26 protein-coding genes and 2 pseudogenes are annotated in these 26,394 nt (G+C 70.6%); 16 read left to right on the top strand and 12 right to left on the bottom strand.

All coding sequences use genetic code 11. The features are described from left to right. Positions 1-84: 84 nt before the first annotated feature. Positions 85-843 (bottom strand): methyltransferase domain-containing protein, encoded by a 759-nt coding sequence (locus C5E10_RS02550; protein WP_104330296.1) that lies wholly within the window; start codon positions 841-843, stop codon positions 85-87. Between the two features lie 59 nt (positions 844-902). Between C5E10_RS02550 and C5E10_RS02545 the strand changes: the two genes are divergently transcribed. From C5E10_RS02545 to C5E10_RS19005, 3 genes and pseudogenes are all read left to right on the top strand, one after another. Next, positions 903-1,400: an SRPBCC family protein gene (locus C5E10_RS02545; protein ID WP_104240060.1), complete on the top strand. Its 498-nt coding sequence runs from the start codon at positions 903-905 to the stop codon at positions 1,398-1,400. Beyond that, a pseudogene (locus C5E10_RS19530) lies at positions 1,355-1,570 on the top strand (helix-turn-helix domain-containing protein); the annotation flags it as partial. The gene C5E10_RS02545 and the pseudogene C5E10_RS19530, both read left to right, overlap by 46 nt. A 60-nt stretch (positions 1,571-1,630) precedes the next feature. Beyond that, on the top strand, positions 1,631-2,104 hold the full coding sequence (locus C5E10_RS19005) for a hypothetical protein (protein WP_181062600.1): 474 nt from the start codon (positions 1,631-1,633) through the stop codon (positions 2,102-2,104). Positions 2,105-2,374: 270 nt separating this feature from the next. Here C5E10_RS19005 and C5E10_RS02535 read toward each other — a convergent pair whose 3' ends face one another. Together C5E10_RS02535 and C5E10_RS02530 are read right to left on the bottom strand one after the other, a co-directional pair. Then, complete coding sequence (locus C5E10_RS02535; RefSeq protein ID WP_104330294.1) at positions 2,375-3,874, bottom strand: ice-binding family protein; 1,500 nt, start codon at positions 3,872-3,874, stop codon at positions 2,375-2,377. A 133-nt stretch (positions 3,875-4,007) separates the two neighbouring features. Continuing rightward, positions 4,008-4,934: a LysR family transcriptional regulator ArgP gene (locus C5E10_RS02530; RefSeq protein WP_104330293.1), complete on the bottom strand. Its 927-nt coding sequence runs from the start codon at positions 4,932-4,934 to the stop codon at positions 4,008-4,010. Positions 4,935-5,003: 69 nt separating this feature from the next. Here C5E10_RS02530 and C5E10_RS02525 point away from each other — a divergent pair, with 69 nt between their 5' ends. The 5 genes from C5E10_RS02525 (at position 5,004) to C5E10_RS02510 (ending at position 7,681) form a co-directional block, all read left to right on the top strand. Further along, the gene (locus C5E10_RS02525) at positions 5,004-5,618 is read left to right on the top strand and encodes a LysE/ArgO family amino acid transporter (protein ID WP_104330292.1); all 615 of its coding nucleotides are present in this window, start codon (positions 5,004-5,006) and stop codon (positions 5,616-5,618) included. 112 nt (positions 5,619-5,730) lie between these two features. Beyond that, positions 5,731-6,675 carry a hypothetical protein gene (locus tag C5E10_RS02520; RefSeq protein WP_104330291.1) on the top strand — a complete coding sequence of 315 codons (945 nt, stop codon included), beginning with the start codon at positions 5,731-5,733 and terminating at the stop codon, positions 6,673-6,675. Continuing rightward, on the top strand, positions 6,672-7,007 hold the full coding sequence (locus C5E10_RS02515; RefSeq protein ID WP_104240053.1) for a GntR family transcriptional regulator: 336 nt from the start codon (positions 6,672-6,674) through the stop codon (positions 7,005-7,007). Before C5E10_RS02520 ends, C5E10_RS02515 begins: the two co-directional genes overlap by 4 nt. A gap of 108 nt (positions 7,008-7,115) precedes the next feature. Next, positions 7,116-7,262, top strand: coding sequence for a hypothetical protein (locus C5E10_RS19000; RefSeq protein ID WP_181057671.1), 147 nt, complete (start codon positions 7,116-7,118; stop codon positions 7,260-7,262). A 131-nt stretch (positions 7,263-7,393) separates the two neighbouring features. Beyond that, positions 7,394-7,681, top strand: coding sequence for a hypothetical protein (locus C5E10_RS02510; protein WP_104330290.1), 288 nt, complete (start codon positions 7,394-7,396; stop codon positions 7,679-7,681). Here C5E10_RS02510 and C5E10_RS02505 read toward each other — a convergent pair. From C5E10_RS02505 to kdpF, 6 genes are read right to left on the bottom strand one after another with little or no spacing between them, the layout of a single operon-like run. After that, positions 7,678-8,400, bottom strand: a complete 723-nt coding sequence (locus C5E10_RS02505) for a response regulator transcription factor (protein ID WP_104330289.1) — start codon at positions 8,398-8,400, stop codon at positions 7,678-7,680. The genes C5E10_RS02510 and C5E10_RS02505 overlap by 4 nt on opposite strands. Then, positions 8,397-10,949 (bottom strand): ATP-binding protein, encoded by a 2,553-nt coding sequence (locus C5E10_RS02500; RefSeq protein ID WP_104330288.1) that lies wholly within the window; start codon positions 10,947-10,949, stop codon positions 8,397-8,399. Before C5E10_RS02500 ends, C5E10_RS02505 begins: the two co-directional genes overlap by 4 nt. Before the next feature lie 3 nt (positions 10,950-10,952). After that, complete coding sequence (gene kdpC, locus C5E10_RS02495; protein WP_104330287.1) at positions 10,953-11,591, bottom strand: potassium-transporting ATPase subunit KdpC; 639 nt, start codon at positions 11,589-11,591, stop codon at positions 10,953-10,955. Between the two features lie 42 nt (positions 11,592-11,633). Next, positions 11,634-13,760 carry a potassium-transporting ATPase subunit KdpB gene (gene kdpB, locus C5E10_RS02490; protein ID WP_104330286.1) on the bottom strand — a complete coding sequence of 709 codons (2,127 nt, stop codon included), beginning with the start codon at positions 13,758-13,760 and terminating at the stop codon, positions 11,634-11,636. A 2-nt stretch (positions 13,761-13,762) separates the two neighbouring features. Then, positions 13,763-15,424: a potassium-transporting ATPase subunit KdpA gene (kdpA, locus tag C5E10_RS02485; RefSeq protein WP_258070973.1), complete on the bottom strand. Its 1,662-nt coding sequence runs from the start codon at positions 15,422-15,424 to the stop codon at positions 13,763-13,765. 20 nt (positions 15,425-15,444) lie between these two features. After that, entirely contained in the window at positions 15,445-15,534 is a 90-nt protein-coding gene (kdpF, locus tag C5E10_RS02480) for a K(+)-transporting ATPase subunit F (RefSeq protein WP_104240046.1), read from the bottom strand. 306 nt (positions 15,535-15,840) lie between these two features. On the opposite strand from kdpF, the gene C5E10_RS02475 reads away from it, so the two are divergent. After that, the gene (locus C5E10_RS02475) at positions 15,841-16,833 is read left to right on the top strand and encodes an NAD(P)H-binding protein (protein ID WP_104240045.1); all 993 of its coding nucleotides are present in this window, start codon (positions 15,841-15,843) and stop codon (positions 16,831-16,833) included. Here C5E10_RS02475 and C5E10_RS02470 read toward each other — a convergent pair. Beyond that, positions 16,823-17,440: a biotin transporter BioY gene (locus tag C5E10_RS02470; RefSeq protein WP_104240044.1), complete on the bottom strand. Its 618-nt coding sequence runs from the start codon at positions 17,438-17,440 to the stop codon at positions 16,823-16,825. The two genes, C5E10_RS02475 and C5E10_RS02470, sit on opposite strands and share 11 nt — an antisense overlap. Before the next feature lie 69 nt (positions 17,441-17,509). On the opposite strand from C5E10_RS02470, the gene C5E10_RS02465 reads away from it, so the two are divergent. After that, a complete protein-coding gene (locus C5E10_RS02465) occupies positions 17,510-18,220 on the top strand; it encodes a TetR/AcrR family transcriptional regulator (protein ID WP_104330284.1) in 711 nt (236 codons plus the stop codon). On the opposite strand, the gene C5E10_RS02460 is transcribed toward C5E10_RS02465, so the two are convergent. Next, entirely contained in the window at positions 18,217-18,864 is a 648-nt protein-coding gene (locus C5E10_RS02460; RefSeq protein ID WP_104330322.1) for a TrmH family RNA methyltransferase, read from the bottom strand. The two genes, C5E10_RS02465 and C5E10_RS02460, sit on opposite strands and share 4 nt — an antisense overlap. A gap of 114 nt (positions 18,865-18,978) precedes the next feature. Here C5E10_RS02460 and C5E10_RS02455 point away from each other — a divergent pair. The 5 genes and pseudogenes from C5E10_RS02455 to C5E10_RS02435 form a co-directional block, all read left to right on the top strand. Then, a pseudogene (locus C5E10_RS02455) lies at positions 18,979-19,629 on the top strand (NUDIX domain-containing protein); the annotation flags it as partial. A 22-nt stretch (positions 19,630-19,651) separates the two neighbouring features. Next, entirely contained in the window at positions 19,652-20,950 is a 1,299-nt protein-coding gene (gene nadA / locus C5E10_RS02450; protein ID WP_104330283.1) for a quinolinate synthase NadA, read from the top strand. A 1-nt stretch (position 20,951) separates the two neighbouring features. Beyond that, positions 20,952-22,679, top strand: a complete 1,728-nt coding sequence (locus C5E10_RS02445; RefSeq protein ID WP_104330282.1) for an L-aspartate oxidase — start codon at positions 20,952-20,954, stop codon at positions 22,677-22,679. Beyond that, on the top strand, positions 22,679-23,560 hold the full coding sequence (nadC, locus tag C5E10_RS02440; protein ID WP_104330281.1) for a carboxylating nicotinate-nucleotide diphosphorylase: 882 nt from the start codon (positions 22,679-22,681) through the stop codon (positions 23,558-23,560). Before C5E10_RS02445 ends, nadC begins: the two co-directional genes overlap by 1 nt. Positions 23,561-23,587: 27 nt before the next feature. Beyond that, entirely contained in the window at positions 23,588-24,724 is a 1,137-nt protein-coding gene (locus C5E10_RS02435; RefSeq protein ID WP_104330320.1) for a cysteine desulfurase family protein, read from the top strand. Here the strand turns inward: C5E10_RS02435 and C5E10_RS02430 are convergent. Continuing rightward, positions 24,721-25,659: a site-specific DNA-methyltransferase gene (locus tag C5E10_RS02430; protein ID WP_104330321.1), complete on the bottom strand. Its 939-nt coding sequence runs from the start codon at positions 25,657-25,659 to the stop codon at positions 24,721-24,723. The genes C5E10_RS02435 and C5E10_RS02430 overlap by 4 nt on opposite strands. 138 nt (positions 25,660-25,797) lie before the next feature. On the opposite strand from C5E10_RS02430, the gene C5E10_RS02425 reads away from it, so the two are divergent. After that, positions 25,798-26,376 carry a sugar O-acetyltransferase gene (locus C5E10_RS02425; RefSeq protein WP_104330280.1) on the top strand — a complete coding sequence of 193 codons (579 nt, stop codon included), beginning with the start codon at positions 25,798-25,800 and terminating at the stop codon, positions 26,374-26,376. Positions 26,377-26,394: the final 18 nt, after the last annotated feature.

Below are 26,394 nucleotides of genomic sequence, written 5' to 3'. Positions count from 1 at the left end.
CGCTTGCGGAGTTCTCGCAGCCCAGGCAAGCACGCGATCCTCCGCGAACCTGGGGAGCGGGGTTCAGGAGCAAAGCCGGGACGGTCAGTCGGGCCGCTTCGCCTCGATGAGGTGTCGAGTGGAGTGCGCGACGAACGCCCCCTCACGCTGGATGGAGTCGTGCAGCTCTCGCAGGCGGGCCCGGTAGACGTCGACGCTGAAGCCGGGAACCCACCAGATGACCTTCCGCAGCAGGTAGACGACTGCCCCGACATCCCTGATCTCGATGCGGAGCCGCTCTTCGCGGAGGTCGACGATGTCGAGTCCGGCGGCGACCGCCGCCCTCGCCTCATCGTCAGCGCGCCGTTCGAGGCGAGCCTCCGGCTGAGGGCCGAGGAAGTACTCGATGAGCTCGAAGACGCTGGCGGGGCCGACGTGCTGCGCGAGGTAGGTGCCGCCGGGGCGCAGCACGCGTGCGATCTCCTCCCACCAGACCGTCGCAGGGTGGCGGCTCGTCACGAGATCGAAGGCGCAGCTTGCGAACGGCAGCGGCGGCTCGTCGAGGTCGGCGACGACGGCAACGCCCCTCGGATGCAGCAGCCGGGTCGCCTTCGCGACGTTCGGCGGAAAGGACTCCGTCGCGACGGCCAGCGGCGGCATGACGGGCGACAGCGCCAGGACCTCACCCCCGCCCGTCTGAATGTCGAGGGACGCCTGCGCAGTCCCCATCCGCTCGCCGAGGAGGCGCGCGTAGCCCCAGCTGGGCCGTTCCTCGCTGGCCCGCCCCTCGAGCCAGGAGAAGTCCCAGCCGTCGACGCTGGCGGCCTCGGCCTCTGCGATGAGTTCCTCGAATGCGCTGTCCATCACCCCATCATGTCGAACCTCGCGGACGCCTCTCGGGAATGCGCATGTCACGATGGGGCATGCCCGTCGTCGAGTCCCGCTGCATCGTCCATGTCGACCCGGCGACGGCGTTCGCCGTGTCGCAGACCACCGGCGAGGTGCGGATGCGCTGGGACCCGTTCATCCGGCGCCAGCACTTCCTCGACGGGGCGACACTCCCCGCGAAGGGGGTGCGCACCGCCACCGTGCAGCGGCTCGGCTTTCGGATGATCAGCGAGTACGTCTCCTACGCCCCACCGACGAATGTGGGCATGAAGATGACGAAGGGCTCCTGGTTCTTCGAGCGCCTCGGCGGGGGCTGGCGGTTCACACCCGCCCCGGACGCCGAGGGCGACGGTGAGGCACGGACCCTCGCGGTATGGCGCTACAACTTCGCCTGCAAGCCGAAGTGGCTCGCCCCGGTCGCGGAGCGAATCGGGAAGTTCGTGCTGCAGCGTGACATCGACCGCCGCATCCGCGGATTCGCACGCGGATGCGAAGACCCCGTCGTGCTCGCCGCGGTCGCCGCGGCGGCTTAGGCACGCCCAGCAGCCGCACCCATGTACACATCCATACCGTTGCCGGTATGCTTGTGTACATGACAGAAGAGAGCGTTGCCGAGTTTGCCAAGCGCGAGGGGGTGTCCCCTCGTCGCGTGCGCGCGCTCATCGAGCAAGGCACCATCCCGGCCCGCCAGGTGGGTAGGCAGTGGCTCATCGACCAGCCCTTCGCACACCGCCCCGCACCCTCTCGCCCGCTGGGAAACCGGATGCGCGCGAACCTCCTCGCGATTCTCTCCGGAGATGCCCCTGAAGGGCTCTCGGCATCCGAACGCGCACGACTCCGCCGCTACCGCAACGAACTCATGCACAGCCCCGATCCGGACCGCGTCCTCGGCGCTTGGATCCGCGAAGAGGCTCCCCTGAAGCTCCAGGTGGCTGCCAGCGACCTCGCCGATCTCGCCGCCGACGAACGGATCGTCAAATCCGGATTCAGTGATCCGCGCGCCGAGATCACCGCCGCGGGCCAGCTCGAAGCCCGGGTCGCCAAAGATGATGCCGCCGCGATCCGCCGCGAGTACCTGCTCCGGCCATCCGAAAGGCCCAATGTCCTCTTGCACCTCGCCGACGAGAAACCACCGTCACCCCTGCCTCTCGGGCTGCTCCTCGTAGACCTCGCACACCATGACGGCGTCCGCGAGCGATCCCGCGTCGCCGAACTCCTCCGAAAGGTCGACGCTTGACCATCACCGCCCCAGCCATGACTCCCTCCCAGGCCGAGGCATGGCACGCGCTCTTCGAGGTCTACAAGGCGCACCCAGATGGCTGGGCGCTCGTCGGCGGGGTTTGGGATGGGAGAACCTGTGCCTTGCCTAGGCGGCACCTTGCTGCGACCTCCTAGGGCCGTGCGATGAACGCACGGTGACGAGAGGTGGATGCCGAGAAGGCCCCGGCCGGTGCATTTGACACCTGCCGAGGCCTGCTCAGTTCAGTTCAGTCGCAGCCGCGCGGGCTCAGACCTCGTGCGAGTTGCGTCGACGCAGGCTGGCGATCAGCAGCGCGCCGCCGGCGATGAGCACGGCGAGCCCCCCGATGAGCCAGGGACCCGCATCCTGGGCACCGGTGGTCGCCAGGTCAGGCGAGCCGGTAGCTCCGGGCTTCACGGGAATGACTGCGGGGGCTGTCGTCGTCGGCGTGACCGATGCTGTTGTCGTCGGGGTGACTGATGCTGTCGGCGTGACCGTCACGGTCGGCGTAGCCGTCGTCGTCTCCGTCGGCGTGGTCGTCGCCGTCGGCGTCGCGGTCGTGGTTGGCGTCGTCGTCTCCGTCGGCGTCGTCGTCTCCGTCGGCGTCGTCGTCTCCGTCGGCGTCGTCGTCTCCGTCGGCGTGGTCGTCTCCGTCGGCGTCACGGTCGTGGTTGGCGTCGTCGTCTCCGTCGGCGTGACCGTCACGGTCGGCGTCGTCGTCTCCGTCGGCGTGGTCGTCTCCGTCGGCGTCACCGTCGTGGTTGGCGTTACCGTCGTGGTTGGAGTCGTGGTCTCCGTCGGCGTCGTCGTCTCGGTCGGCGTCGTCGTCTCGGTCGGCGTCGTCGTCTCGGTCGGCGTCGTCGTCTCGGTCGGCGTCGTCGTCTCGGTCGGCGTCGTCGTCTCCGTCGGCGTCGTCGTCTCCGTCGGCGTCGTCGTCTCCGTCGGCGTCACGGTCTCCGTCGGCGTCACGGTCTCCGTCGGCGTCACGGTCTCCGTCGGCGTGACGGTGCTTCCGGTGGTGCACTCACTCGTGGTGAAGGTGTTCGTGTCGAGGGTGACCGAGCCGTTCCTCGCGAGCGCACGTCCGTCGACGGTCGACCCCTCGTTCACGGTGATCGAGGTGAGAGCGAGGATCGAGCCGACGAAGGTCGTGTCGGTGTCCAGCGTGGCGGAGCTGCCGATCTGCCAGAAGACGTTGCACGCCTGTGCGCCGTTGAGGAGCGCGACGGTGCTGTCGGGTGCGGTGGTCAGCGCGGAGCCGATCTGGAAGATGAAGACCGCGTCGGGGTCGCCTTCCGCGTCGAGAGAGAGCGTTCCGGTGATGCCCGCGGTGCTCGAAGCCTCGTACACGCCGGCCGTGAGCGTCTGTCCGCCGAGGTCGGCGCTGATGGGCGCGTCGGCGGCCTGACCTTCGAGCGCGTTGTACGCGGTGGTCACATCGGCCTGGGCCTGCAGCGAGTTCGCGTCTGTGGCGTGCACGTCGCCGAGCACGATGCCGGGCGGGAACCCGCTGATCGCAGTCCCGGGGTTCACTCCGAGGTCGCCATCGAGCACGCTTGGGCCCGTGTTCGACACGGACTGCCCGCCGAGCACCGAGTAGCTCTCGGCGGTGCCGAGACCGGGCGCCGTGCCGATGGCCTGGGCCGACTGGGATCCGAGAAGGACCGGGAAGAGACCCGCGACGGCGACCGTCGAACCCGCAAGGAGGAGGAGCTGCTTGCGTCGAAATCTGAGAGGAGGAGTGGTGCGAACGGATGTGCTTCCCATGGGGACCTTCCTGGTGCCGCGGATGCGGGCGCGCGCGAGAATGCGAGCCCGGCTGAGACTAGATGAACACCGAGAAACTTATTGGGGGTTGCACTCTGCTCGGCGAGAGCGCACTGTTGGTAGCCGTTCCCGGTCAGAGGCTGCGCGCGGCGGCGGCGAAGACCGCCGACGCGGTCCTGCCGAGGGCTTCCGTGTGGAGCTGCCATTGCTGCCAGAACAAGGGCACCGAGATCGACGCGCCAGGGTCGATCGCGACGAGCGAGGCGTCGTCGCCTCCCTGGAGATCCGGAACCAGGCCCCACCCGAAGCCGAGGCGAATGGCCCGCACGAAGTCTGCCGAGGACGGCACGAAATGGCAGGGCGGGCCTGCCGGGTCGACGCCGATCCCCCGCAGGTAGCGCTCCTGGAGCCTGTCGGCTCGGTCGAAGACCACAACCGGCGCGTGCGCGAGCACCCCTCCCGAGCGCCGAGCGCTCCCCGTGAACCAGCGTTCCACGAAGTCCTGCGATGCCATCGGCGTGTAGCGCATCGCTCCGAGCAGCGCGGAGGTGCAGCCCTGCACGGGGACCGGGTCGGCGGTGATCGCGGCGGTCACGGCGCCCCGCCTGAGGAGGTCCGTGGTGTGCGCCTCGTCGGCTCGGTGCAGGTCGAAGGCGATCTCCCCGGCCAAAGGTGCGAGGGCGGGGAGCAGCCAGGTCGCCAGGGAGTCGGCGTTGACGGCGATCGGCAGCCGCTCGAGCGAGGGCGGCGCCTCGGCCGCTCCAGAAGTGGCGCCGGATGCTCCGCCCACTCGCCCGAGGACGTTCGACGCCTCCCTGCCGAGCGCATCCACCTGCCGCGCGAGGCGGAGGAGGACCTCGCCCGATTCGGTCGGCACGACCGGCTTGCTGCGTTGGAGCAGCACGCGCCCGGTCTCGCTTTCCAGGGACTTGATGCGCTGGCTGATCGCCGAGGGCGTGACGCGCAGCTCCCGGGCGGCCGCCTCGAACGTGCCCGTCTCGACGGCGGATCGAAGCGCAGCGAGGCGCTGAGGGTCGAACGCGTGCGGGGAATCAGGCATGAAGCAATGCTAATGATTCACAAGAAACATGACCTGGACCATCGCCGTTGACCCAAATACGGTCACACCATGACCCCGGACCTGCTCCCCCTGCTCGCTGGCTTCGGCTTCGGCCTGTCGCTCATCGTCGCGATCGGCGCACAGAACGCGTTCGTGCTGCGCCAGGGACTGCTCCGCACACATGTGCTCGCCGTAGTCGCCGTGTGCGCCCTCTCCGACGCGATCCTCATCCTGCTCGGCATCGGGGGCGCCGGCATCGTCTTCACCGCGCTCCCCTGGCTGACGACCGTGGTCCGCATCGGGGGCGCCGCGTTCCTCCTCGGCTACGCGGTGCTCGCGGCCCGTCGCGCCCTCAGGCCGAAGGCACTGGATGCAGACGAACCACGCGCCTCGGCCGGCCTGCTCCCGACGCTGCTCACGGCGCTCGCACTCACCTGGCTGAACCCGCACGTCTACCTGGACACGGTGGTCCTGCTCGGGTCCGTCGCGAACACCCACGGCGATGCGCGCTGGCTCTTCGGCGCGGGGGCGGCTCTCGGCAGCATCGTCTGGTTCACAGCCCTGGGCTATGGGGCCAGGCTCCTGCAGCCGGTCTTCGCGCGCCCCGCCGCGTGGCGCATCCTCGACGCCATCATCGCCGTGGTGATGGCCGGCATCGCCGCCTCCTTGCTGCTCGGGCTCTGACCCAGGCAAACCGCCGACGCCTCCAACCTCAGCACTTGTACCGCCGAGCAGGTACAAAATCTTGTACCCTGGAAGAGTAACAAGAGGTTGACGACTGCCAAAGGAGGCGCAGATGAGCCCGCTGTTCTTGATCCTGATGTTCGACCTGGTCACCTTCGTGCCGGCGGCAGTGCTCGCCCTCGGACTGTGCTTCGCCCCGTGGGTGCGCTCTCGAGTGCGCGTCCCGGCAGCGAGCCCGGGTCTGCTGCGCTCACGCCCGGATGCGCTGGCCAGCCTGACCCTCGGCGTCGCCGCCCTGTTGGCCGTTCTCGTCGCGTTTGCACCCTTCGTCGAGGGCATGCTGCCCGGCTGGCTCACGCTCAACTCGGACCCGTTCGACTTCCGCTGGCACGACTTCTCTCGGGAGCTCATCGTCGGCAGCCTCACCCTCATCGTGGTCGCTCTGATCCTCACGCTGTTTCGCAGCACGCCTCGCGCTGCGGTTCCGCCTTCCGGGCCGCGCGGGTTGCGGACCTACGCCCCGGGTCGCGGGCTCGCGACCCTTGCCGCGGCTCTCGCTGCGCTCCTCCTCCTGACGGTGTTCGCGGGCTCGATCTCGAGCGCGGACGAGGACGGCCGCCACACGCTGTTCGTCATCGAGACGGGTGGGCAGTTCTCCGCTGCATCGGGTCGCTTCTACGGGTGGGCGTATGGCGTTCCGGCAGCGATCGCGGCGGTCGCCCTCGTCGCGGCAACCGTGTTCGCGCTGCACGCCAATGCGACGCGCACCTTCCTCGAGCCGCAGAGCGTCGAGTGGGAGAGCCGAGCGCGTCGGGCGCTCGCAACGCGCATCCTCTGGTTCTCGATCGGGATCCTCGTCTTCGTGCTCGGCAGCTGCGCGCTCCGGATGGGAGGCGCGGCCGGAGCGCAGCTGACCGCGCCCGACTACTCCTGGGGCACGAGCATGGCCGCCTTCGAGCCGGTGCTGACGTGGGGCGGCCGCCTGCTCCGCGGCGTCGGCCTCACGCTGCTCCTGCTTGTCGGCTTCACGCACCGGACCGGTCGGGGACGACGATGAGCGAGGGAACGTCGGAGCAGGTCGCGGCCCACTTCCGGGGGCTGATCCTGGCGGGACGGATCGGTGCGGGCGAACGGCTGCCGACCGTTCGCCAGACCGCCAGGGACTTCGGCGTCGCCCTCGGCACCGCGGCGCGGGCCTACCGGCTGCTCGAGGCTGAGGGCACGATCGTGACGCGCGGAGCCGCGGGCACCCGGGTCGCGGACCAGCCCTCGACACTGCCCGGTGCCGTCACCGCGAAGCTGCGGGCCGCCGTCGAGGAAGCACGGCGCTCAGGCACGTCGCAGACGGAGATCATGAACGCGCTGACGGCGATCTGGGACTCCGAGTAGCAGCCACCGCTCCCCGACGTCACCCCGCCGCGTCACGTCCCGCAAACTCCCCAGCCGCGAGCGCTATCGTCGGCCCAGTCAAGGAAGATCCCGACCGGAAGGCCAACGATGAGCGACCAGAAGATTTCCCACGACGCCGACGGCGAAGAGAAGCCGAACGGCCTCGGCGAAGACGGAACGATTCCCGACTCCGACGACGGAGTCGCCGTCGGCTACGACCCGGACGCCTCCACCTTCGAGCCCGAAGAGGACTGATACCGGCCACCCAGCCGGTTGATGCTGTGGCCCGCGACGCTCCGGCGACGCGGGCCATCTGCGTCGAGACTCACGGGCTCCACGCATCCGGACCCCCGCGGCTTCCCAGGACGAGCCCACAGGCTCGCGAGATGAGCCACCAGATGCACGATCACGAAGACAGCCTCTCCACGGACGAGCAGCTCGAGAAGGACACCGCCTACTCCCCCGGAAGCGAGAGCGAGACGCAGGCGAAGCAAGAGACCGGCACCGCACGGGTCGACGAGGTCGACGGGCGCCTCGACGGCGACATCGACACCGACAAGGTGAATGTGCGGCCGGGCACGGGTGGGCCAGACGATGTCGGTGATATCGACGCGGAGGGCATCGAGTTCCCCAGCGCTGAGGAGGCGAGCCGAGCGGCCCCCTCGGACAGCTAGCCCTTCTCGGACAGCGAGGCCGAGGGGCCGTCCGGCCGCAGCACCAGCCGATACCCCATGCCGGCCTCGGTGAGGAGGTGGCGAGGCTCGGACGGCACCGGCTCGAGCTTCTTGCGCAGCTGCGACATGTACAGCCGGAGATATCCAGTGTCGGTGACATGCTCGGAGCCCCAGATGCTCGTGAGCAGCATCTGCCTCGTCACGAGCCTCCCCGCGTGGCGCACGAGCAGCTCGAGCACCTGCCACTCCGTCGGGGTGAGGCGCACGTGCGCCGCCTCGCCCCCTCCCGTGCGCACGACGCTCTTCGCGGCGAGGTCGACGGACACGTCGCCAAACGCGACGACGGGTTCGGCGTCGCCCTGCGGCACCCGACGGGACAGGGCACGGATGCGCGCGAGCAGCTCGTCGACGGAGAACGGCTTCGTGACGTAGTCGTCGGCGCCGGCATCGAGCGCATCCACCTTGTCGCCAGCCCCGCTGCGCCCGGAGACGACGAGGATCGGCGCGTCCGACCAGCCGCGGACGGCTTGGATCACTTCGAGCCCGTCGAGCTCGGGCATCCCGAGGTCGAGGAGGTACAGGTCCGGGCGGCGCTCGGCCGCGATCGAGACGGCCTCCGTTCCGTTGCGGGCGACGAGCACCTCGTACCCCTTGGCGGTGAGGGTGATGCGCAGTGCGCGCAGCAGCTGCGGGTCGTCGTCGGCGATCAGGATCTTCATGCGCGATCTCCCTGGATCTGCTCGGGCGGGTTGCCGGCGACCGGCAGCGTCACGACCATCGTGAGCCCTCCGCCCGGGGTGTCCTCCGGCACCAGTGTGCCGTGCATCCCCTCCACGAATCCCTTCGAGATGGCGAGGCCGAGCCCGAGGCCCGTCGAGTTGTCGGTGTCGCCGAGGCGCTGGAAGGGCACGAACACGTCGTCGCGGCGTTCGGCTGGGATTCCAGGCCCCCGGTCGATGACCCTGATCTGCACGCTCCCGCCGAACTCGCTCGTCGCGAGCCGCACGCGGCGGTTCGGTGGCGAGTGCCGGACCGCGTTGGCGAGGAGGTTCACGAGGACCCGCTGCAGGAGCGCCGGATCGGCGGCGACGGATGCGGCGCTCGAGTCGAGCGCCAGCTCCACGTCGTCAGGGCCGAGCTGCAGCTCGTCGAGCGCGGGCACGATCACGTCGGCGGGGTCGGTCGGCATGATCGACACCGCGAGCCCCCCGGACTGCAGTCGACTCACGTCGAGGAGGTCGGTGACGAGAGCGGCGAGCGTGCCGAGGCTCTCGTCCGCGGTCTCGAGGAGCTCGTCACGGTCGGCTGCCGCGAGTTCCTCGCCCGCCGAACGCAGGCCGCTGACGGCCGCCGTCGCCGAGGCGAGGGGCCGCCTCAGGTCGTGGCTGAGGGCGGACAGGAGCGCCCGCCTGACCTTGTCGGAGGCGGCGAGCGGGGCCACCTCGTCTGCCGCGTCCCGCAGGTCGCTGTGCTCCAGAGCCGCACCGAGCTGGGCGACGATGACCGTCAGGAGGCGACGCTCAGAGGCATCGAGCTCGCGCCCGTGCAGCTCGAGTCGCGCGCCAGCCCCGTCCGACGTCCCGGCAATCACTGGGATGACCGCGTGGCGGTTCCCGCGCACCGGCTCTCCGCAGCTCGCGAGCACAAGCGGGTCAGCCGCGCTGGCATCGCCTCGCGCATCCACGAGTCGCACGCCCGCGAGCCCGAACGCCTCCCGGGTCCGCTCGACCAGCGCCTGCAGGGCGCTCTGCCCGCGCAGCACGCTGCCGGCGACCGTCTGCAGCAGCTGCGACTCCGCGGCGGCCCTCCTGGCCTCGCGCGCCCTCCTGGCTGCCCGGTCGACGACGAGGCTCACGAGCGTCGCGATGACGATGTAGAGGACGATCGCGACGAGGTGGCTCGGCTCGGTGATGAGGACCGTGCCGAACGGGGCGACGAAGAAGAAGTCGAGCGTGACCCCCGAGAGCACGGCAGCGAAGAGCGCGGGCCACAGCCCACCGATGAGGGCGACCGTGACGACGAGGAGCTGGTAGCTGAGCGCGTGCGTCGTGAACGAGTCGACGCTGCCGAGCGACGCCAGGAGCCAGGTGAGCAGTGGTCCAGCCACCAGCGCGAGCGCGAGCCCCGCGATGCGGCGACGCATCGTGAGCGCACCGCCGAGCCGCGGCAGCCTCACCCCGCCGCCGGCTCGCGCGTGGTTCACGATGTGCACGTCGATGCTGCCCGCCTCGCGGGTCACCGCGCTCCCGACGCTCGGCCCCGTGAGCAGCGCAGCCAGACGATTCCGGCGGCTCACGCCGATGACCAGCTGGGTCGCGTTGACCGAGCGCGCGAACTCGATGAGCGCCGCCGGGACATCCTCGCCGACGACCTGGTGATACGTTCCGCCGAGCTCTTCGACGAGCGCCCGCTGGCGCGCGAGGTGCGCTGGGTCACCGGCGCGAAGACCGTCCTGGCTCGTGACATGCAGCGCAAGCAGCTCCCCGCTGCCCGACCTCGCGGCGATGCGGGCGCCGCGGCGCAGCAGCGTCTCGCCCTCCGCGCCGCCGGTGATCGTCACGACGACTCGCTCGCGGGCCTCCCACGTGGTGTCGATGCCCTGCTCTGCGCGGTAGTTCTGCAGGGACTGGTCGACCTCGTCGGCGAGCCACAGCAGCGCCAGCTCCCGCAGCGCCGTGAGGTTGCCGAGGCGGAAGTAGTTGGAGAGCGCGGCGTCGACACGCTCCGCCGGGTAGACGAGGCCAGCCGCGAGCCGATCCCGCAGCGCCTGGGGCGAGAGGTCCACCACCTGCACCTGGTCGGCGCGACGCAGCACCTGGTCGGGGATCGTCTCCCGCTGCGGTGCGCCCGTGATCTGCTCGACCACGTCGCCCAGCGACTCGACGTGCTGGATGTTCACCGTCGAGAGCACGTCGATGCCGGCCTCGAGGAGCTCCTCGACGTCCTCCCAGCGCTTGGTGTTGCGCGAACTCGGGGCGTTCGTGTGGGCGAGCTCGTCGACGAGGGCGATCTCGGGGTTGCGCTCGAGCACGGCGTCCACGTCCATCTCCGAGAGCGTCACGCCGCGGTGGAGGGACTCCGCACGCTGCAGCACCTCGAGCCCGTCTGCTGCGGCAGCCGTCGCGGCCCGGCCGTGGGTCTCGACGACCGCGACGACGACGTCCTGTCCAGCTTCGCGCATCCGCCTGCCCTCGTTGAGCATCGCGAACGTCTTGCCCACGCCAGGTGCGGCGCCGAGCAGCACCCGCAGCCGTCCGCGCTTCGCCATGCCTCAGCGCTCCTTCGTATCCATGGTCGTGGCCTGCAGCTCGACCAGGGCCTGGTTGAGTTCGAGCACGTTGACGCTCGCCTCCCCGAGGAAGCCGAGGAAGGGGCTGGTCGTGTGCGCTGCGACCAGAGTACGGACGTCCGCCTCCGCGAGCCCGCGAGCTTCGGCGACGCGTGCCACCTGCAGGGCGGCGTACTCGGGGCTGATGTGCGGATCGAGGCCGGACGCGGACGCCGTGACGGCATCCACGGGCACCTCCGCGAGCGAGACGCCGTTGAGCTCGGCGACTTCACGGCGCCGCTCGTCGATGGCTGCGACGAGCTCCGGGTTCTCGGGCCCCAGGTTCGAGCCGGAGGAGGCGCCCGAGTCGTAGCCGTCGCCCGCGGCCGACGGGCGCGACTGGAAGAACGCGGGAAGCGGGGCGCCCTCGGCGTCCGTGAAGGACTGCCCGATGAGGCTGGACCCGATGCTCGTGCCGTCGGCGTCGTGCAGCTGGGAGCCGTTCGCCTGGGCTCCGAACGCGAGCTGCCCGATGCCCGTGATGACCATGGTGTAGCCGACGCCGAGCACGAGCGTGAAGAGGAGCATCGCCCGCACGGCGACCCAGGTGGTGCGCGCCGTGGCGCGAGTTGAGGAGTTCAAGGTGGAGTCCTGTCAGATCAGTCGGGGCGGTTGTTGGCGGGGTCAGAAGCCTGGGATGAGGCGAACGACGAGGTCGATGAGCCAGATCCCGACGAACGGCGCGACGATGCCGCCTGCCCCGTAAACGAGGAGGTTCCGGCCGAGCGTGCTCGCGGCGTTCGCCGGCCGGTATTTCACGCCCCGAAGCGCGAGCGGCACGAGCGCCACGATCACGATGGCGTTGAAGACGATGGCCGAGAGCACGGCCGAGGCGGGCGAGTGGAGACCCATGATGTTGAGGACCCCGAGACCGGGGTACACGCCCATGAACATGGCCGGGATGATCGCGAAGTACTTGGCGATGTCGTTCGAGATGGAGAACGTGGTGAGCGCGCCGCGCGTGATGAGGAGCTGCTTGCCGATGCGCACCACGTCGATGAGCTTCGTCGGGTCGGAGTCGAGGTCGACCATGTTGCCAGCCTCCTTCGCCGCCGACGTGCCCGTGTTCATCGCGACGCCCACGTCGGCCTGCGCGAGCGCCGGCGCATCGTTGGTGCCGTCCCCCGTCATCGCGACGAGGTTGCCGCCGTCCTGCTCGCGGCGGATGTAGGCGAGCTTCTGCTCCGGCGTGGCCTCGGCGAGGAAGTCGTCGACTCCGGCCTCCTTGGCGATGGCGGCCGCCGTGAGCGGGTTGTCGCCCGTCACCATGACGGTGCGGATGCCCATCGACCGCAGCTCCGCGAAGCGCTCGCTGAGGCCCTCCTTGACGATGTCCTTGAGGTGGACGACGCCGAGCACGCGCCCCGCGGCCGCGCCGGTACCTCTAACCAAGCCGGGGCCGGGCGCATCCATCACGGCGACGACGAGCGGCGTGCCTCCGCTCTGCGAGATGCGGTTCGTGGCGTCCTGGAGCTCCTCGAGCCGTGAGGCCTCGAGTGGCGCGCCCTCGTCGGCGAGCCAGGCGGTCACCGCGGACCCGGCGCCCTTGCGGATGCGCGCGCCGTCAGGCAGGTCGAGTCCCGACATACGGGTCTGCGCTGTGAACGCGACGACCTCGCCCTGCGCCGCACCCGGTTCGGCGGCGAGATCGACGCCCTCCTGGCGGGCGAGCTCGACGATGGAGACCCCCTCGGGGGTCGGGTCGGCGAGCGAGGACAGGGCAGCGGCGCGGACCAGTTCCTGCTCGCCCGTGGCGGGCATCCGCACGAACTCGGACGCGCGCCGGTTGCCGTAGGTGATGGTGCCGGTCTTGTCGAGCAGCAGCGTCGTCACGTCGCCGGCGGCCTCGACGGCCCGCCCGGACATCGCGAGCACGTTGCGCTGCACGAGCCGGTCCATGCCCGCGATGCCGATCGCCGACAGCAGCGCTCCGATGGTGGTCGGAATGAGGCACACGAGCAGGGCGATGAGGACCGTGATGCTGACGGGCTTCGCCGCGTACGAGGCGATCGGGTTGAGCGTCAGCGCGACGACCACGAACACGATCGAGAGGGACGCGAGGAGGATGGAGAGCGCGATCTCGTTGGGCGTCTTCTGCCGGGAGGCACCCTCGACGAGGGCGATCATCCGGTCGACGAAGGTCTCGCCCGGCTTCGAGGTGATGCGAACCACGATGCGGTCGGAGAGCACGCGGGTGCCCCCGGTCACGGCGCTGCGGTCGCCGCCGGACTCGCGGATGACGGGGGCTGACTCACCCGTGATGGCCGACTCGTCCACGGAGGCGATCCCCCAGATGATGTCGCCGTCGCCCGGGATCAGCTCGCCCGCGGAGACGACGACGACGTCGCCGAGGGTGAGGTCGGCCGAGGAGACCTCCACGGTGCTCCCGCGCTCCGCTCCCGGGTCGCCGGCCGGGTCGTAGCCGCCCACCCGGTGAGCCGCGGTGCTGGTCCTGGTCTGCCGGAGGGTCTCGGCCTGCGCTTTGCCCCGCCCCTCGGCGACCGACTCGGCGAGGTTCGCGAAGAGCACCGTCAGCCACAGCCAGACGGCGATGGCGATGGTGAACGAGGCGGGGATCTGCGTGCCGCCGGAGTCGGCCGGGCCGCCCAGGAAGGGCTCGGCGATCGCGAGCGCCGTCGTGAACGCCGCTCCGACCCACACGATGAACATGACCGGGTTGCGCCATTGCGCGCGCGGGTCGAGCTTGCGGAACGCGCCGGGCAGCGACGCCATGATGGGGATGCTCTGCATGGTCAGGAGAGTCCTTCTGCGAGGGGGCCCAGCGCGAGCACTGGGAAGTAGGTGAGGGCCGTGATGAGGACGCTCACGCCGGTGAGCAGCCCGATGAACTGCGGGCGGTGCGTCGGCAGGGTGCCGACGGTGGCCGGCACCTTGTCCTGCGCGGCGAGCGAGCCGGCGAGCGCCAGCACGAACACGATGGGCACGAAGCGGCCGAGCAGCATGACGGTGCCGAGGGCCGTGTTGAGCCATGGCGTGTTCGCGGTCAGGCCGGCGAACGCCGATCCGTTGTTGTTGGCGGCGGAGGTGAAGGCGTAGAGCACCTCGGAGAGGCCGTGCACGCCCGGGTTCCAGATGGACGTCGACTGCACGTCCTCGCGGATGCCCGGGATGGCGAAGCTCAGGGCGACTCCCGTCAGCACGAGGACGGGCGTGACCAGGATGTAGAGGCTCGCGAGCTTGATCTCTCGCGGGCCGATCCGCTTGCCGAGGTACTCCGGGGTGCGCCCGATGAGGAGGCCGGCGATGAAGACCGCGATGATCGCCAGCACCAGCATGGCGTACAGGCCGGAGCCGACGCCGCCTGGCGCGATCTCGCCGAGCATCATGTTCAGCATCGGGAGGAGGCCGCCGAAGGCCGTGTAGGAGTCGTGCATGGAGTTGACGGCACCGGTCGACGTGCCAGTGCTCGTGGTGGCGAAGAGCGTCGAGCCGATGATGCCGAAGCGCTGCTCCTTGCCCTCCATCGCTCCCCCTGCGGCCTCGGGCGCGGCACCGAAGCCCGCGCTCTCGACGGCGGTGAGCACGGCGAACGACACGGTGAAGAGCGTGGCCATGACGGCGAGCACGGCGAGCCCCTGGCGGCGGTCGCCGACCATCCGCCCGAACGTCCGAGGCAGCGAGAACGGGATGGCGAGCATGAGGACGATCTGCAGCAGGTTCGTCACCGCGCTCGGGTTCTCGAACGGATGCGCCGAGTTCGTGTTGAAGAAGCCGCCGCCGTTCGTGCCGACGAGCTTGATCGCCTCCTGGGACGCGACGGGGCCGCCCGGGATGGACTGCGTTGCCCCGGCGAGCGTCGCGACGTCGGTGAACCCGCTGAAGTTCTGGATGACGCCGCCCGCGAGCAGTGCGAGCGCGGCGATGGTCGACATGGGCAGCAGGACTCGGACGGTTCCGCGCACGAGGTCGACCCAGAAGTTGCCGAGCGTGCCGCTGCGCGTGGCGGCGAGACCGCGCACGAGGGCGATCGCGACGGCCAGGCCGACCGCGGCGGAGACGAAGTTCTGCACCGTGAGCGCCGACAGCTGGACGGTGTAGCCGAGCGTGAGCTCCGGCGAGTACGACTGCCAGTTCGTGTTCGTGACGAACGAGACGGCCGTGTTGAAGGAGAGGGGCTCAGACGGCGCAGGCAGCCCGAGCGAGTAGGGCAGCCACTGCTGGGTGCGCTGCAGCAGGTAGACGAGGAGCACACCGACCGCGGAGAAGGTGAGCACTCCGCGGAGGTATGACTGCCAGGTCTGCGGGGAGGCGGGGTCGACGCCCACGAGCCGGTACGCGGCCCGCTCGAGACGCCAGTCCTTCTCTGAGGTGTAGACCCAGGCGAGGTAGTCGCCGAGGGGGCGGTGGAGTGCCGCGAGGATGAGCGCGAGAGTCAGGAACGCGAGGGATGCCATGAGCACAGGAGATCCATCCATCAGAAGCGCTCCGGTTTCAGGAGTGCCACGACGAGGTAGACGATGGCGGCGATGCCGAGAGCGACCGCGACGATGTCGAAGACGATCACAGCTTCTCCATCGCCTTGCCGAGCAGGCCGATGGTGGCGAAGAGGGCGAGCACGCCCGCGACGAAGACGACGTCAAGCACTTGGGCTCCGTTCGGAGGTCAGCGGCCGAGCCGAGGCGGCTGGGCTGCACGCCGTGAGGCGCAGTGCTCGATACAACTCCTCTCAGAGCGCCAGGAGGGTCGTCCTAACGGAACCCATACGAGGTGGATGCCCTTCCTTACAGAACGCCGATGCCGCCTCGCAGCTTGCACCGCCATGATGAGGGTCGGCACCCGACGCGGTGCCGAGGAGGCAGGGCTTCGACCGATGAACGTACTGGTGATGGGCGCGACGGGATACATCGGCAGCCGAGTGATACCGGTCCTGCTCGACGCGGGCATGGAGGTCACGGCCGGCGCCCGCAAGCCGGGCGACCTCGACGCGTTCTGGTGGGCCGAGCGGGTGCGCCGGGTCGAGCTCGACGTGCTCGACGAGGCCTCCGTCGCGGCAGCGGTGACGGCCGACGTCGACGCAATCCTCTACCTCGTGCACGGCATGGCGAGCGACGACTTCCGCGAGGCGGATCTCGAGGCGGCGCGGCTCGTGCGCGCGGCCGCTGACCGCTCTGGGGTGCGACGCATCGTGTACGTCTCCGGCATCATCCCGCCCGTTGCGGAGGAGGAGCTCTCGGAGCACCTCACTTCGCGCCTCGAGGTCGAGCGCGAGCTCCACGAGGCGGACGCGGTGGTCGTCACCCTGCGAGCCGCCATGGTCCTCGGCGCGAGCTCCACGAGCTTCGAGCTCATGTCGCAGCTCGCCGCGCGGCTGCCCGTGACCGTGGTGCCTGCGTGGATGCAGAGCGACGTCGAGCCCATCGCGGTGGTCGACCTCGCCAGGGCCGTGAGCGGCGCGCTGACCGCCGACGTCTCGACGCGCGCCTACTCCGTCGGCGGCGGCGAGCGACTCCCCTACCCGAGACTCATCGACCGCTACGCCGACACCGTCGAGAAGCGCCGACCGCAGGTCATCCTGCCTGGACTGCCGGAGCCCCTGGTCGCGAGGCTCGCCACCCTGATCACCGACGTGCCGTCCTCGACCGTGACGTCGCTCATGGAGAGCCTGCGCGAGGACATGGTCGCCGACGACGACACGTGGATCGCCGAGCTCCTCCCGGAGGACGCCGAGCGCCCGCTGTCCATCGACGAGGCGCTTCGTCGCTCCGTCGCGCAGCCCGACCCCACCGTGCCCGCGTCGCAGCGAGACCCGATGGGGCGGCTCCCCGGCGACCCGTCCTGGGCCGCGGCTGCCGCTACCGCCTGAGCAGCTTCCAGGTCGACGGCAGGAGCGCGCTGACGGCCGCGATCTTGATGGCGTCGCCGATGAGGAAGGGCACGACCCCGAGCGCGAGGGCGGTGCCGAGGTCGACGCCGAGCGAGACCGCGAGCCACGGCACGCCGGCCGCGTAGACGAGGAGCGTGCCGAGCACCGTGGCGCCCACTGTGGACGCGACGTGGCGGTCGGCGCGGCGACGGGCGAGCGCACCGACGGCGACCGCGGCCAGCACGTAGCCGATGATGTAGCCGAACGACGGGAACAGCACACCGGAGGCCCCGTCGGCGAAGATGGGCGCGCCGAGAGCTCCGAGCGCGAGGTACAGGCCGGCGCTCGCCGCGGCCCGTGCTGGCCCGAGGGATGCGCCGGTCAGCAGCACGGCGAAGGTCGCGAGCGAGACGGGCACGGGCGTGAACGGCAGCGGGATGACGATGAAGCCGGCCGCGATGAGGAACAGCGTGCCGCCGAGCACGAGCGCGACGTTGAGGAGCTGAACCCCGGTGCGTGAACCGGCCCCGGCCACGAGATCGGCGAGAACGCGGGGCACGGCGCCATTGGCGGGACGCCTGGCGGCGTCGATCGATTCGGTGCTCATAGGGAGTGGGACCTTTCTCTCGAATCTCCTGAACGGTGTTCAGTGAACAGTGTTCAGTAGATTAGCGCCATGACACCCCGTGGTCCAGCCGAAGGCGCCTCGCGTGACGCCGCACGCACCCCTGCGAGCAGCCACGAGAAGCTCAGCCGCACCGAGATCGTCACCACAGCGCTCGAGGTGCTGGACGAGCACGGCCTGCCGAACCTCTCGATGCGGCGCATCAGCGACTACCTCGAGGTGCAGCCGAGCGCGCTCTACTGGCACTTCCCCAACAAGCAGTCGCTGCTGGCGGCCGTGAGCGACCGCATCCTGCGCCCCCTCACCGCCGAGACCTGGCTCCTCCCGGGTGCAGGGACCGAGCCCGGAACACAGCAGACCCGCACCCTCGCGCTGCAGCTTCACACCGCGCTCCGCTCCCGCAGGGACGGCGCCGAGCTCGTCTCGAGCTCGTTCGCCCTCGGCCTGCTGACCGTCGATCTGGTGCGGATGACCTCAGGCGCGGCCCGCAGCGACTTCGCCCTCGATGGCTGGGGCGGTCGCACGTGCGCCGAGGCGGTCGTGCACTACACGATCGGGCAGGCCTTCCACGAGCAGCAGCAGACCCACGCCGCGGAGGTCGGCACCCTCCAGGCCCGCGACCAGGACCCACTCGAGCCACAGGATCCCACCGAGCGCTTCACGGCTGGCCTCGACCTGATCCTCGCCGGAGCCGCTGCGCTCGCGAGGGGCACGGAGCGCGCGGCCGACTCAGCGAAGGACGAGACGACCACCGCCCCTTAGGCGAAGTCGACGTGCTGCAGCACCCACGTGTGCATCGCGACGGCCGCCGCCGCCGACGCGTTGATCGAGCGAGTCGAGCCGAACTGCGAGATCTCCAGCACAGCATCCGACACCTCGACGGCCTCCGCCGACACCCCTGGGCCCTCCTGCCCGAACAGCAGCACGCACCGCTCCGGCAGCTCGTAGGTCTCGATGGGCACGCAGCCGGGCACGTTGTCGATGGCGAGCACGGGCATGTCCTCGCTCCTCGCCCAGGCGATGAACGCCTCGACCGTCTCGTGGTGCACGACGTGCTGGTACCGATCGGTGACCATGGCGCCCCGCTTGTTCCAGCGGCGCCTGCCGACGATATGCACCGTGTCGGCGGCGAACGCGTTCGCGCTGCGCACGATCGAGCCGATGTTCATGTCGTGCTGCCAGTTCTCGATCGCGACGTGGAACGCGTGACGCTTCGTGTCGAGGTCGGCGACGATCGCATCCATCGACCAGTACCGATAGCGGTCGATCACGTTCCTGCGGTCGCCGTGCTCGAGCAGCTCCGCGTCGAACCAGGGCCCCTCTGGCCAGTCCTCGCGACCGCCGGGCCAGGGGCCGACCCCGTGCGGGGCGTCGTCTTCGCTGCCGAACTGCTGCTGTTCACTCACCGCCACAGCCTAGGCGCGCCGGGCCGCGAGCGTGGCGTACACTCCACTTAGAGTCGAAGTGACTTTAAGTACCCGCCGCCTCGGCGACACCACCAGCAGAGAAGAGAGCAGCGGATGACCGCCACCAACGCGACCCTCGCCGTCTCCACGGTGATCTTCGCGCTGCGCCCGTCCCCGCCCTCGTCGCACCGGGCGCCAGCGCCCACGATCTGGGTGCCGCTCGTGCGCCGTCAGCGCCAGCCGTTCATCGACCTCCTCGCCCTCCCAGGCGGACCGCTCGGCGACGAAGACCTCGGCGCCGCCGCCTCGCGCACCCTCTTCGAGACGATGCGCCTCGCGCCCAAGTACCTCGAGCAGCTCTACGCCTTCGGCGACGCCGACCGCGTCTTCGGCAACGACCCCCGCGTCGTCTCGGTCGTCTACTGGGCGCTCGTGGGCGGCGAGGAGGCGAGCTCCGCCCGCCTCGGAGACAACGTGCGCTGGCACCCCGTCGACGACCTCCCGCCCCTCGCCTTCGACCACCGGCGCATCATCGACTACGCCCTCTGGCGGCTCAGGAACAAGGTCGAGTACAGCTCGATCGCGCACAGCTTCCTCGGTGCATCCTTCACCCTCGCCCAGCTGCGGGAGGTCTACGAGGCAGTGCTCGGCAGACCGCTCGACGCCGCCAACTTCCGCCGCGACATGCTCGCCTCGAAGTCCCTCACCGAGACCGGGGAGACCCTCGCCGGCACCCGACACCGCCCCCCGAAGCTCTACCGGTACCTCCCCCAGAAAGACGCAAGCCATGACCACGACCGCCTCAGTGCACACCACGATCACGCGCATCCAGAACGGCAAGCAGGCGGGCGAGAGCTGCTCGCCGGAGCTCGTGAAATCCCCGTGGGTGTTCGACCTGCAAGTGCCGTCCTACGGGCCTGGGGCGTCAATGGCCGACCGGCTTCCGCCCGCGGCGCCCAGGCAGGAGCTCCTGCCGGAGGAGTACCGGACCGCGAGTGACGAGGAGATCCACGACCGCATCCTCGCCGCCAAGGCCACGCTCGGCGACCGAGTCGTGACCCTCGGCCACTTCTACCAGCGAGACGAGGTCGTGCAGTACGCCGACTTCATCGGCGACTCCTTCCAGCTCGCGAACGCCGCCAAGGCCAAGCCGGAGGCAGAAGCCATCGTGTTCTGCGGCGTGCACTTCATGGCGGAGACCGCCGACATCGTGTCTGCACCGGAGCAGGCCGTCATCCTCCCCAACCTCGCGGCCGGCTGCTCCATGGCCGACATGGCCGACAGCGACTCCGTCGAAGAATGCTGGGAGCAGCTCGCGGAGCTCTACGGCACGGAGCCGGACGCCAGCGGCCGCGTGCCCGTCATCCCCGTCACCTACATGAACTCCTCCGCCGAGCTCAAAGCGTTCTGCGGCCGCAACGGCGGCATCGTCTGCACCTCCTCCAACGCCGAGACGGTGCTGACGTGGGCCTTCGAGCGCGGCCAGCGGGTGCTCTTCTTCCCCGACCAGCACCTCGGCCGCAACACCGCGAAGGCCATGGGCGTGCCCACCACGGAGATGCCGCTCTGGAACTCGCGCCGCCCCCTCGGCGGGCAGACCCCTGAGTCGCTCGACGCCGCCAAGGTGATCCTCTGGAACGGCTTCTGCTCCGTCCACAAGCGCTTCACCGTCGCGCAGATCGAGAAGGCCCGCGCCGAGTACCCCGAGGTGCGCGTCATCGTGCACCCCGAGTGCCCCATGGCGATCGTCGACGCCGCCGACGAGTACGGCTCCACCGACTACATCACGAAGGCCATCGCGGCCGCCCCGGCCGGATCGGTATTCGCGATCGGCACCGAGATCAACCTCGTGCAGCGCCTCGCCGCCGAGTACCCCCAGCACACCATCTTCTGCCTCGACCCCGTCGTGTGCCCCTGCTCGACGATGTACCGCATCCACCCCAGCTACATCGCCTGGGTGCTCGAGGGGCTCGTCGCAGGCGAGGTGCGCAACCAGATCAGCGTCCCCGCCCACATCGCCGAGCCCGCCAGGGTCGCCGTCGAGCGGATGCTCGCGGCAAGGCCAGACACCACGATGGCGTCCTGACATGGCCCAGGAAGCCGGGCCCCTGCGGGTCCTCGTCATTGGGAGCGGCATCGCCGGCCTGACCGCCGCCCTCGCCGCCTGCGCAGACGGCCACGACGTCAGCGTCGTCACGAAGACGACACTCGATGACACCGCCACGTCCCGCGCCCAGGGCGGCATCGCGGCGGTGCTCGGGACCGGCACCGAGCGTGGCGGCGACGACAGCGTCGAGTCGCACGTCCGCGACACCGTCGCCGCCGGTGCCGGCCTCGGCGACCGGCGCGCCATCGAGGTGCTCTGCGGCTCGGCGGAGGCGCGCATCCACGAGCTGATCGCTCTCGGCACCCGCTTCGACCGGGAAACGGGGGGCGCGCTCGCCCGGGGCCTGGAGGCCGCGCATTCGCACGCCCGCATCCTGCACGCGTTCGGGGATGCCACGGGGCGCGAGATCCAGCGCGCGCTCAGCGCAGCAGTCCGATCGGTGGCCGCGCACGGCGAGCTCCGGCTGCTCGAGCACACGTTCCTCGCCGACGTCGCGGTGCGCGGCGGGCGTGCCGTCGGCGCGTGGCTCCTCAGCCCCCAGGCGCCGACGCCCCGCTTGCACTCCGCCGACGCTGTCGTCCTCGCGACGGGCGGCACCGGCCAGCTCTTCGCCCACACGAGCAACCCCGCTGTCGCGACCGGCGACGGCATCGCCGCCGCAGCCAGGGCAGGCGCGCAGCTCGCCGACCTGGAGTTCGTGCAGTTCCACCCGACGGTGCTCGCCGGTTCCGGTGGCGCGCTCATCTCGGAGGCCGTGCGCGGGGAGGGAGCCGTGCTGCTGAACGAGGCGGGCGAGCGGTTCCTCCTCGGAGTGCATCCCAACGCGGAGCTCGCCCCACGCGACGTCGTGGCGCGGGGCATCGCCGACGAGATGGCGAAGCAGGACGGCCGCCCCATCCGCCTCGACGCGAGGCACCTCGGGCGGGAGTTCCTCGAGCGCCGGTTCCCCAGCATCACCGCGCACATCGACGAGAGCGGGCTCGACTGGTCGCGGGAGACCGTGCCCGTGACGCCGGCCGCCCACTACCTCATGGGCGGGGTCGTGACCGACCTCTCCGGGCGCACGAGCATGCCCGGCCTGTTCGCCGCCGGGGAGACCGCCAGCACCGGCGTGCACGGCGCCAACCGGCTCGCGTCGAACTCGCTCCTCGAGGGTGCCGTGTTCGGGCGCCGCGTCGCGGAGGCCATCGACCACGACGCCGCCGCGCGATCCCTCGCCCCGGCTGCTGCTGCCCCCGTTGCCGCCGCCGCTGACCCCGTTGCCGCCGCCGCTGACCAACTTCAGTGCGAATCTGCCCCAGCAGAGCCGTTTCAGCCGCATTCTCGCCAGAATCGCACTCATGTTGGACAGGCGACGTCGCGCGACGAAGCGCCGGCCTTCTCGCGCGCGGCGCTGCAGGAGCTCATGTGGGCGCACGCGGGCCTGCACCGCAGCGGTCCGGCACTCGAAGACGCCAAGCGCACGCTCGACGCGTGGGCCGAGGCACGGCCAGCAGACGGGGCTTCCTCCAGCGTCCGCGACCGCGAGGACACGAACCTGCTCCTCCTCGCCCGCCTCACGGTGGCCTCGGCGCTCGCACGCACCGAGTCGGTGGGCGCGCACTTCCGATCCGACGAGCATCCGGCGGCAGGGGCGGCGTCCCAGCCCGCGTCCCCGCACGCGCTCCCCCGCTCGCTCCCCCTCCGACAGAAGGCGATGGCGCACTGATGCTGACTCCTGCCCACATCGCGACCGCCGTGAGCGCGGCGCTCGCCGAAGACGCCCCGTGGGGTGACATCACGGTGCACGCGCTCATCCCCGTCGAGGCGACCGCGAGCGCGACGCTCGTCACCCGCGAGGCGGGGGTGCTCTCGGGCATCGACGTGTTCGCGGCGGCGTTCCGGCTGACGGATGCCGAGGTCCTCGTCGATCTGCACGCTGACGATGGCGAGGCGTTCGCGGCCGGGGATGTGCTGGCGACGGTGACGGGCCCCGCCGGGTCGGTGCTGACGGCCGAGCGGGTCGCGTTGAACTTCACGCAGCGGATGAGCGGCATCGCGAGCCTGACCCGGAGCTACGTCGACGCCGTCGCGCACACCTCGGCTCGCATCACGGACACCCGCAAGACGACGCCAGGGCTCAGGGCCTTCGAGCGGCACGCCGTCGCGAGCGGGGGCGGCCGGAACCACCGCTTCTCGCTGTCCGATGCGGTCATGGCGAAGGACAACCACCTGGCGGTGCTGCTCCAGCAGTCCGGTCTCGGGGTCACGGATGCGCTCCTCGCGGCGCGCGCGAGGCTGGGCCACACGACGCACGTCGAGGTGGAGGTCGATCGGCTCGACCAGATCCCGGCGGTGCTCGACGCGGGCGTGGACACGATCATGCTCGACAACTTCTCGCTTGCCGAGCTGCGCGAGGGTGTCGCCCTCATCGCTGGCCGGGCGGTCGTGGAGGCGAGCGGCGGGGTGAGCCTCGACACGGTCGCGGCGATCGCGGAGACCGGTGTCGACGTCATCTCCGTCGGCGCGCTCACCCACAGCGCGCACGCCATCGACCTGGGTCTCGACATGTCGCTCGAGGTCGGGCCCGAGTCCGACACCGATGGCTGACACCGATGACTGAGGCGGGTGCCTGACGTGCTGCACCTCGACGCCGCGGCGACCTCGCCGGTTCGCGAGGAGGCGCTCGCCGCCGCCTGGCCGTTCCTGACGGCGTCGTTCGGCAACCCGTCGAGCACGCATGGGCTCGGCGAGGAGGCGGCTGCAGCACTGGGCGACGCCAGGAAGAGCGTCGCGGCCGTGCTCGGCTGCCGCGCCACCGAGGTGGTGTTCACCTCGGGCGGCACCGAGGCGAACAATCTGGCGGTCAAGGGCATCGCGCTCGGCGACCCGCGCGGTCGGCACGTCGTGACGAGTCGCCTCGAGCACGAATCGGTGCTCGCCTCCGTCGACGCGCTGGTGCGGCTGCACGGCTTCGAGGTGTCGTTCGTCGACGTGGATGCCCGCGGCACGGTCAGCGCGGAGTCGCTCGCCGCTGCCCTCCACGACGACACGACGCTCGTATCGCTCTCGACGGCGAACAACGAGGTCGGCACGGTGCAGGACATCGCCGCTCTCACCGACGTTGCCCATGCGCGCGGTGTGCCGTTCCACACGGACGCCATCCAGGCGGCGGGCTCCCTCGACATCTCGATGTCGTCGACCGGCGTGGATGCGCTCAGCGTGTCCGGCCACAAGCTCGGGGCACCGAAGGGGGTCGGGGTGCTCGCGGTGCGGTCGAGGCTGCCGCTGGAGCCGCTCATGCACGGTGGCGGCCAGGAGCGAGGGCGTCGCTCGGGCACAGAGAACGTGGCCTTCGCGGTGGCGTTCGCGGTCGCGCTGCGGCTCGCCGACGAGGAGCGGCGCGCGGGCCAGCTCGACGCCGTCAGTGCCAGGGACGCCTTCGTCGCCGCGGTGCTGGGGTCGGTCCCGGGCGCGCGGCTCACGGGCCACGCATCCGCTCGCCTCCCCCGTCACGCGTCGCTCGTCATCCCCGGCATCAACGGCGAGACGGTGCTGCTCGAGCTCGAGCAGCACGGCGTGCTCGCCTCGGCTGGCGCGGCCTGCGCCGCAGGCCACGACGAGCCGTCGCACGTGCTGCTCGCCCTCGGCATCGCGGAGGACGACGCGCGGACCGCCCTGCGATTCACGTGGGGAGCGTCCACGACCGCAGAGGAGCTCGGTGGGGTCGCGGACGCCCTCCTCGAGTCGGTCGCGCGGGTCTCGAGGGGCTAGCGCTTGCGCTTCGGGGCGCCCGAGAGGAGCCTCGAGCCGTCCTTCGTGAGCTTGCGGTACTCGACCCCCTCTGGGCCGAGACGCCTCCGCATGGTGCGCAGTGCATCCACCGACACGTCGACCGTCACGACCCTGCGTCCGCACTCGCGCGCCACGGAAGCCGTCGTGCCGGAGCCGCCGAAGAAGTCGGCGACCCAGTCGCCCTCCCGGCTGGATGCGCGGATCATGCGCCGCAGCAGCCCCGCCGGCTTCTGCGTCGCGTAACCGGTGCGCTCCTTCCCGGTCGGGGAGACGATCGTGTGCCACCAGACGTCCGTCGGCAGCTTTCCGCGCTCCCGCTTCGCCTCGGTGACCAGGCCGGGCGCCATGTACGGCTCACGGTCGACCTCGGCGGCATCGAAGTGGTACTTCTTCGGGTCCTTCACGTAGACGAGGATCGTGTCGTGCTTCGCCGGCCACCGCTTCGACGTGCGCGCCCCGTAGTCGTACGCCCAGATGATCTCGTTGAGGAACTTGTCGCGCCCCACGAGCGCGTCGAGGACCACCTTCGCGTAGTGCGATTCCCGGTAGTCGAGGTGCAGGTACAGGGTGCCCGTCTCGTCGAGCAGCCGCCAGGCCTCCACGAGGCGCGGCTCGAGGAAGCCCCAGTAGTCGGCGAACTCGTCGTTGAACGCCGAGAGCTCCCCGAGGGTGTGCTCGTAGCTGCGTCCCTGGAACCCCGTGCGGGTGAGCGGCGTGGATGCTGGGGCCGCCGCCTCCGACTCGGCGGGCGCGGCGTCGTGCGCGAGCGCCTCCCCGAGCTCGGCGGCTTCGACCGACTCTTCCACGGGCGACTGCCGTTTCACCTTCACCGACTGCCGCTTCTGCTGCTTGCCGGTGTTGAAGGGCGGGTCGAGGTAGATCACCTGGAAGGCGCCGTCCGGGAGGCGGCTCATGGCGTCGAGGTTGTCGCCGTGCACGACGAGGTCGGGTCCGGCGGCGTTCCACAACGAGGTCACCCGTCGAGATTAACGCGCCGAGCGCGTCGGAACGTGCACACTCGGCCGTATCCGGGCGCAGGCTAGGGTTCTGCCATGACGGTGAACTTCGACGACGGTCGCACCATGAAGCAGCGGATGCTGGCCGGCGAGCTGTACCACGCGGACGACCCGGAGCTGCTGGCGGGGGCGGAGCGCGCGGTTCGGCTGCAGGCCGAGTACAACGCCGCGTTCCCCGTCGACACGGAGCGCGCGTCCGGGATCCTCGCCGAGCTCGTCGGCGGTCTGGGGGCGAACGTCACCGTGAAGGCGCCGCTGTACGTCGACTACGGCTCCAACATCACGATCGGCGACGGCACCTTCGTCAACGTGGGTCTCGTGGCGCTCGACGTCACTCCCATCACGATCGGTGCGAGCTGCCAGATCGGGCCGAACGTCCAGCTGCTGACGCCGACGCATCCACTCGACCCCGAGCCCCGCCGCGCCGGCTACGAGGCGGGCGCGCCCATCACGCTCGGCGACAACGTGTGGCTTGGCGGCGGCGTCATCGTCTGCCCCGGCGTCACGATCGGCGAGAACACGGTCGTGGGCGCTGGCGCCGTCGTCACGAAGGACCTGCCCGCGAACGTCGTCGCCGTGGGCAACCCGGCACGCGTCATCCGATCCCTCGACTGACCGGACCTCACGGAGACG

The sequence above is a fragment of the Pseudoclavibacter sp. RFBG4 genome (assembly GCF_002931515.1).
Taxonomy (GTDB): Bacteria; Actinomycetota; Actinomycetes; order Actinomycetales; family Microbacteriaceae; genus Pseudoclavibacter.
The sequence above is the reverse complement of the archived record's forward strand: the minus strand, read 5'-3'. Positions and strand labels throughout refer to the sequence as shown.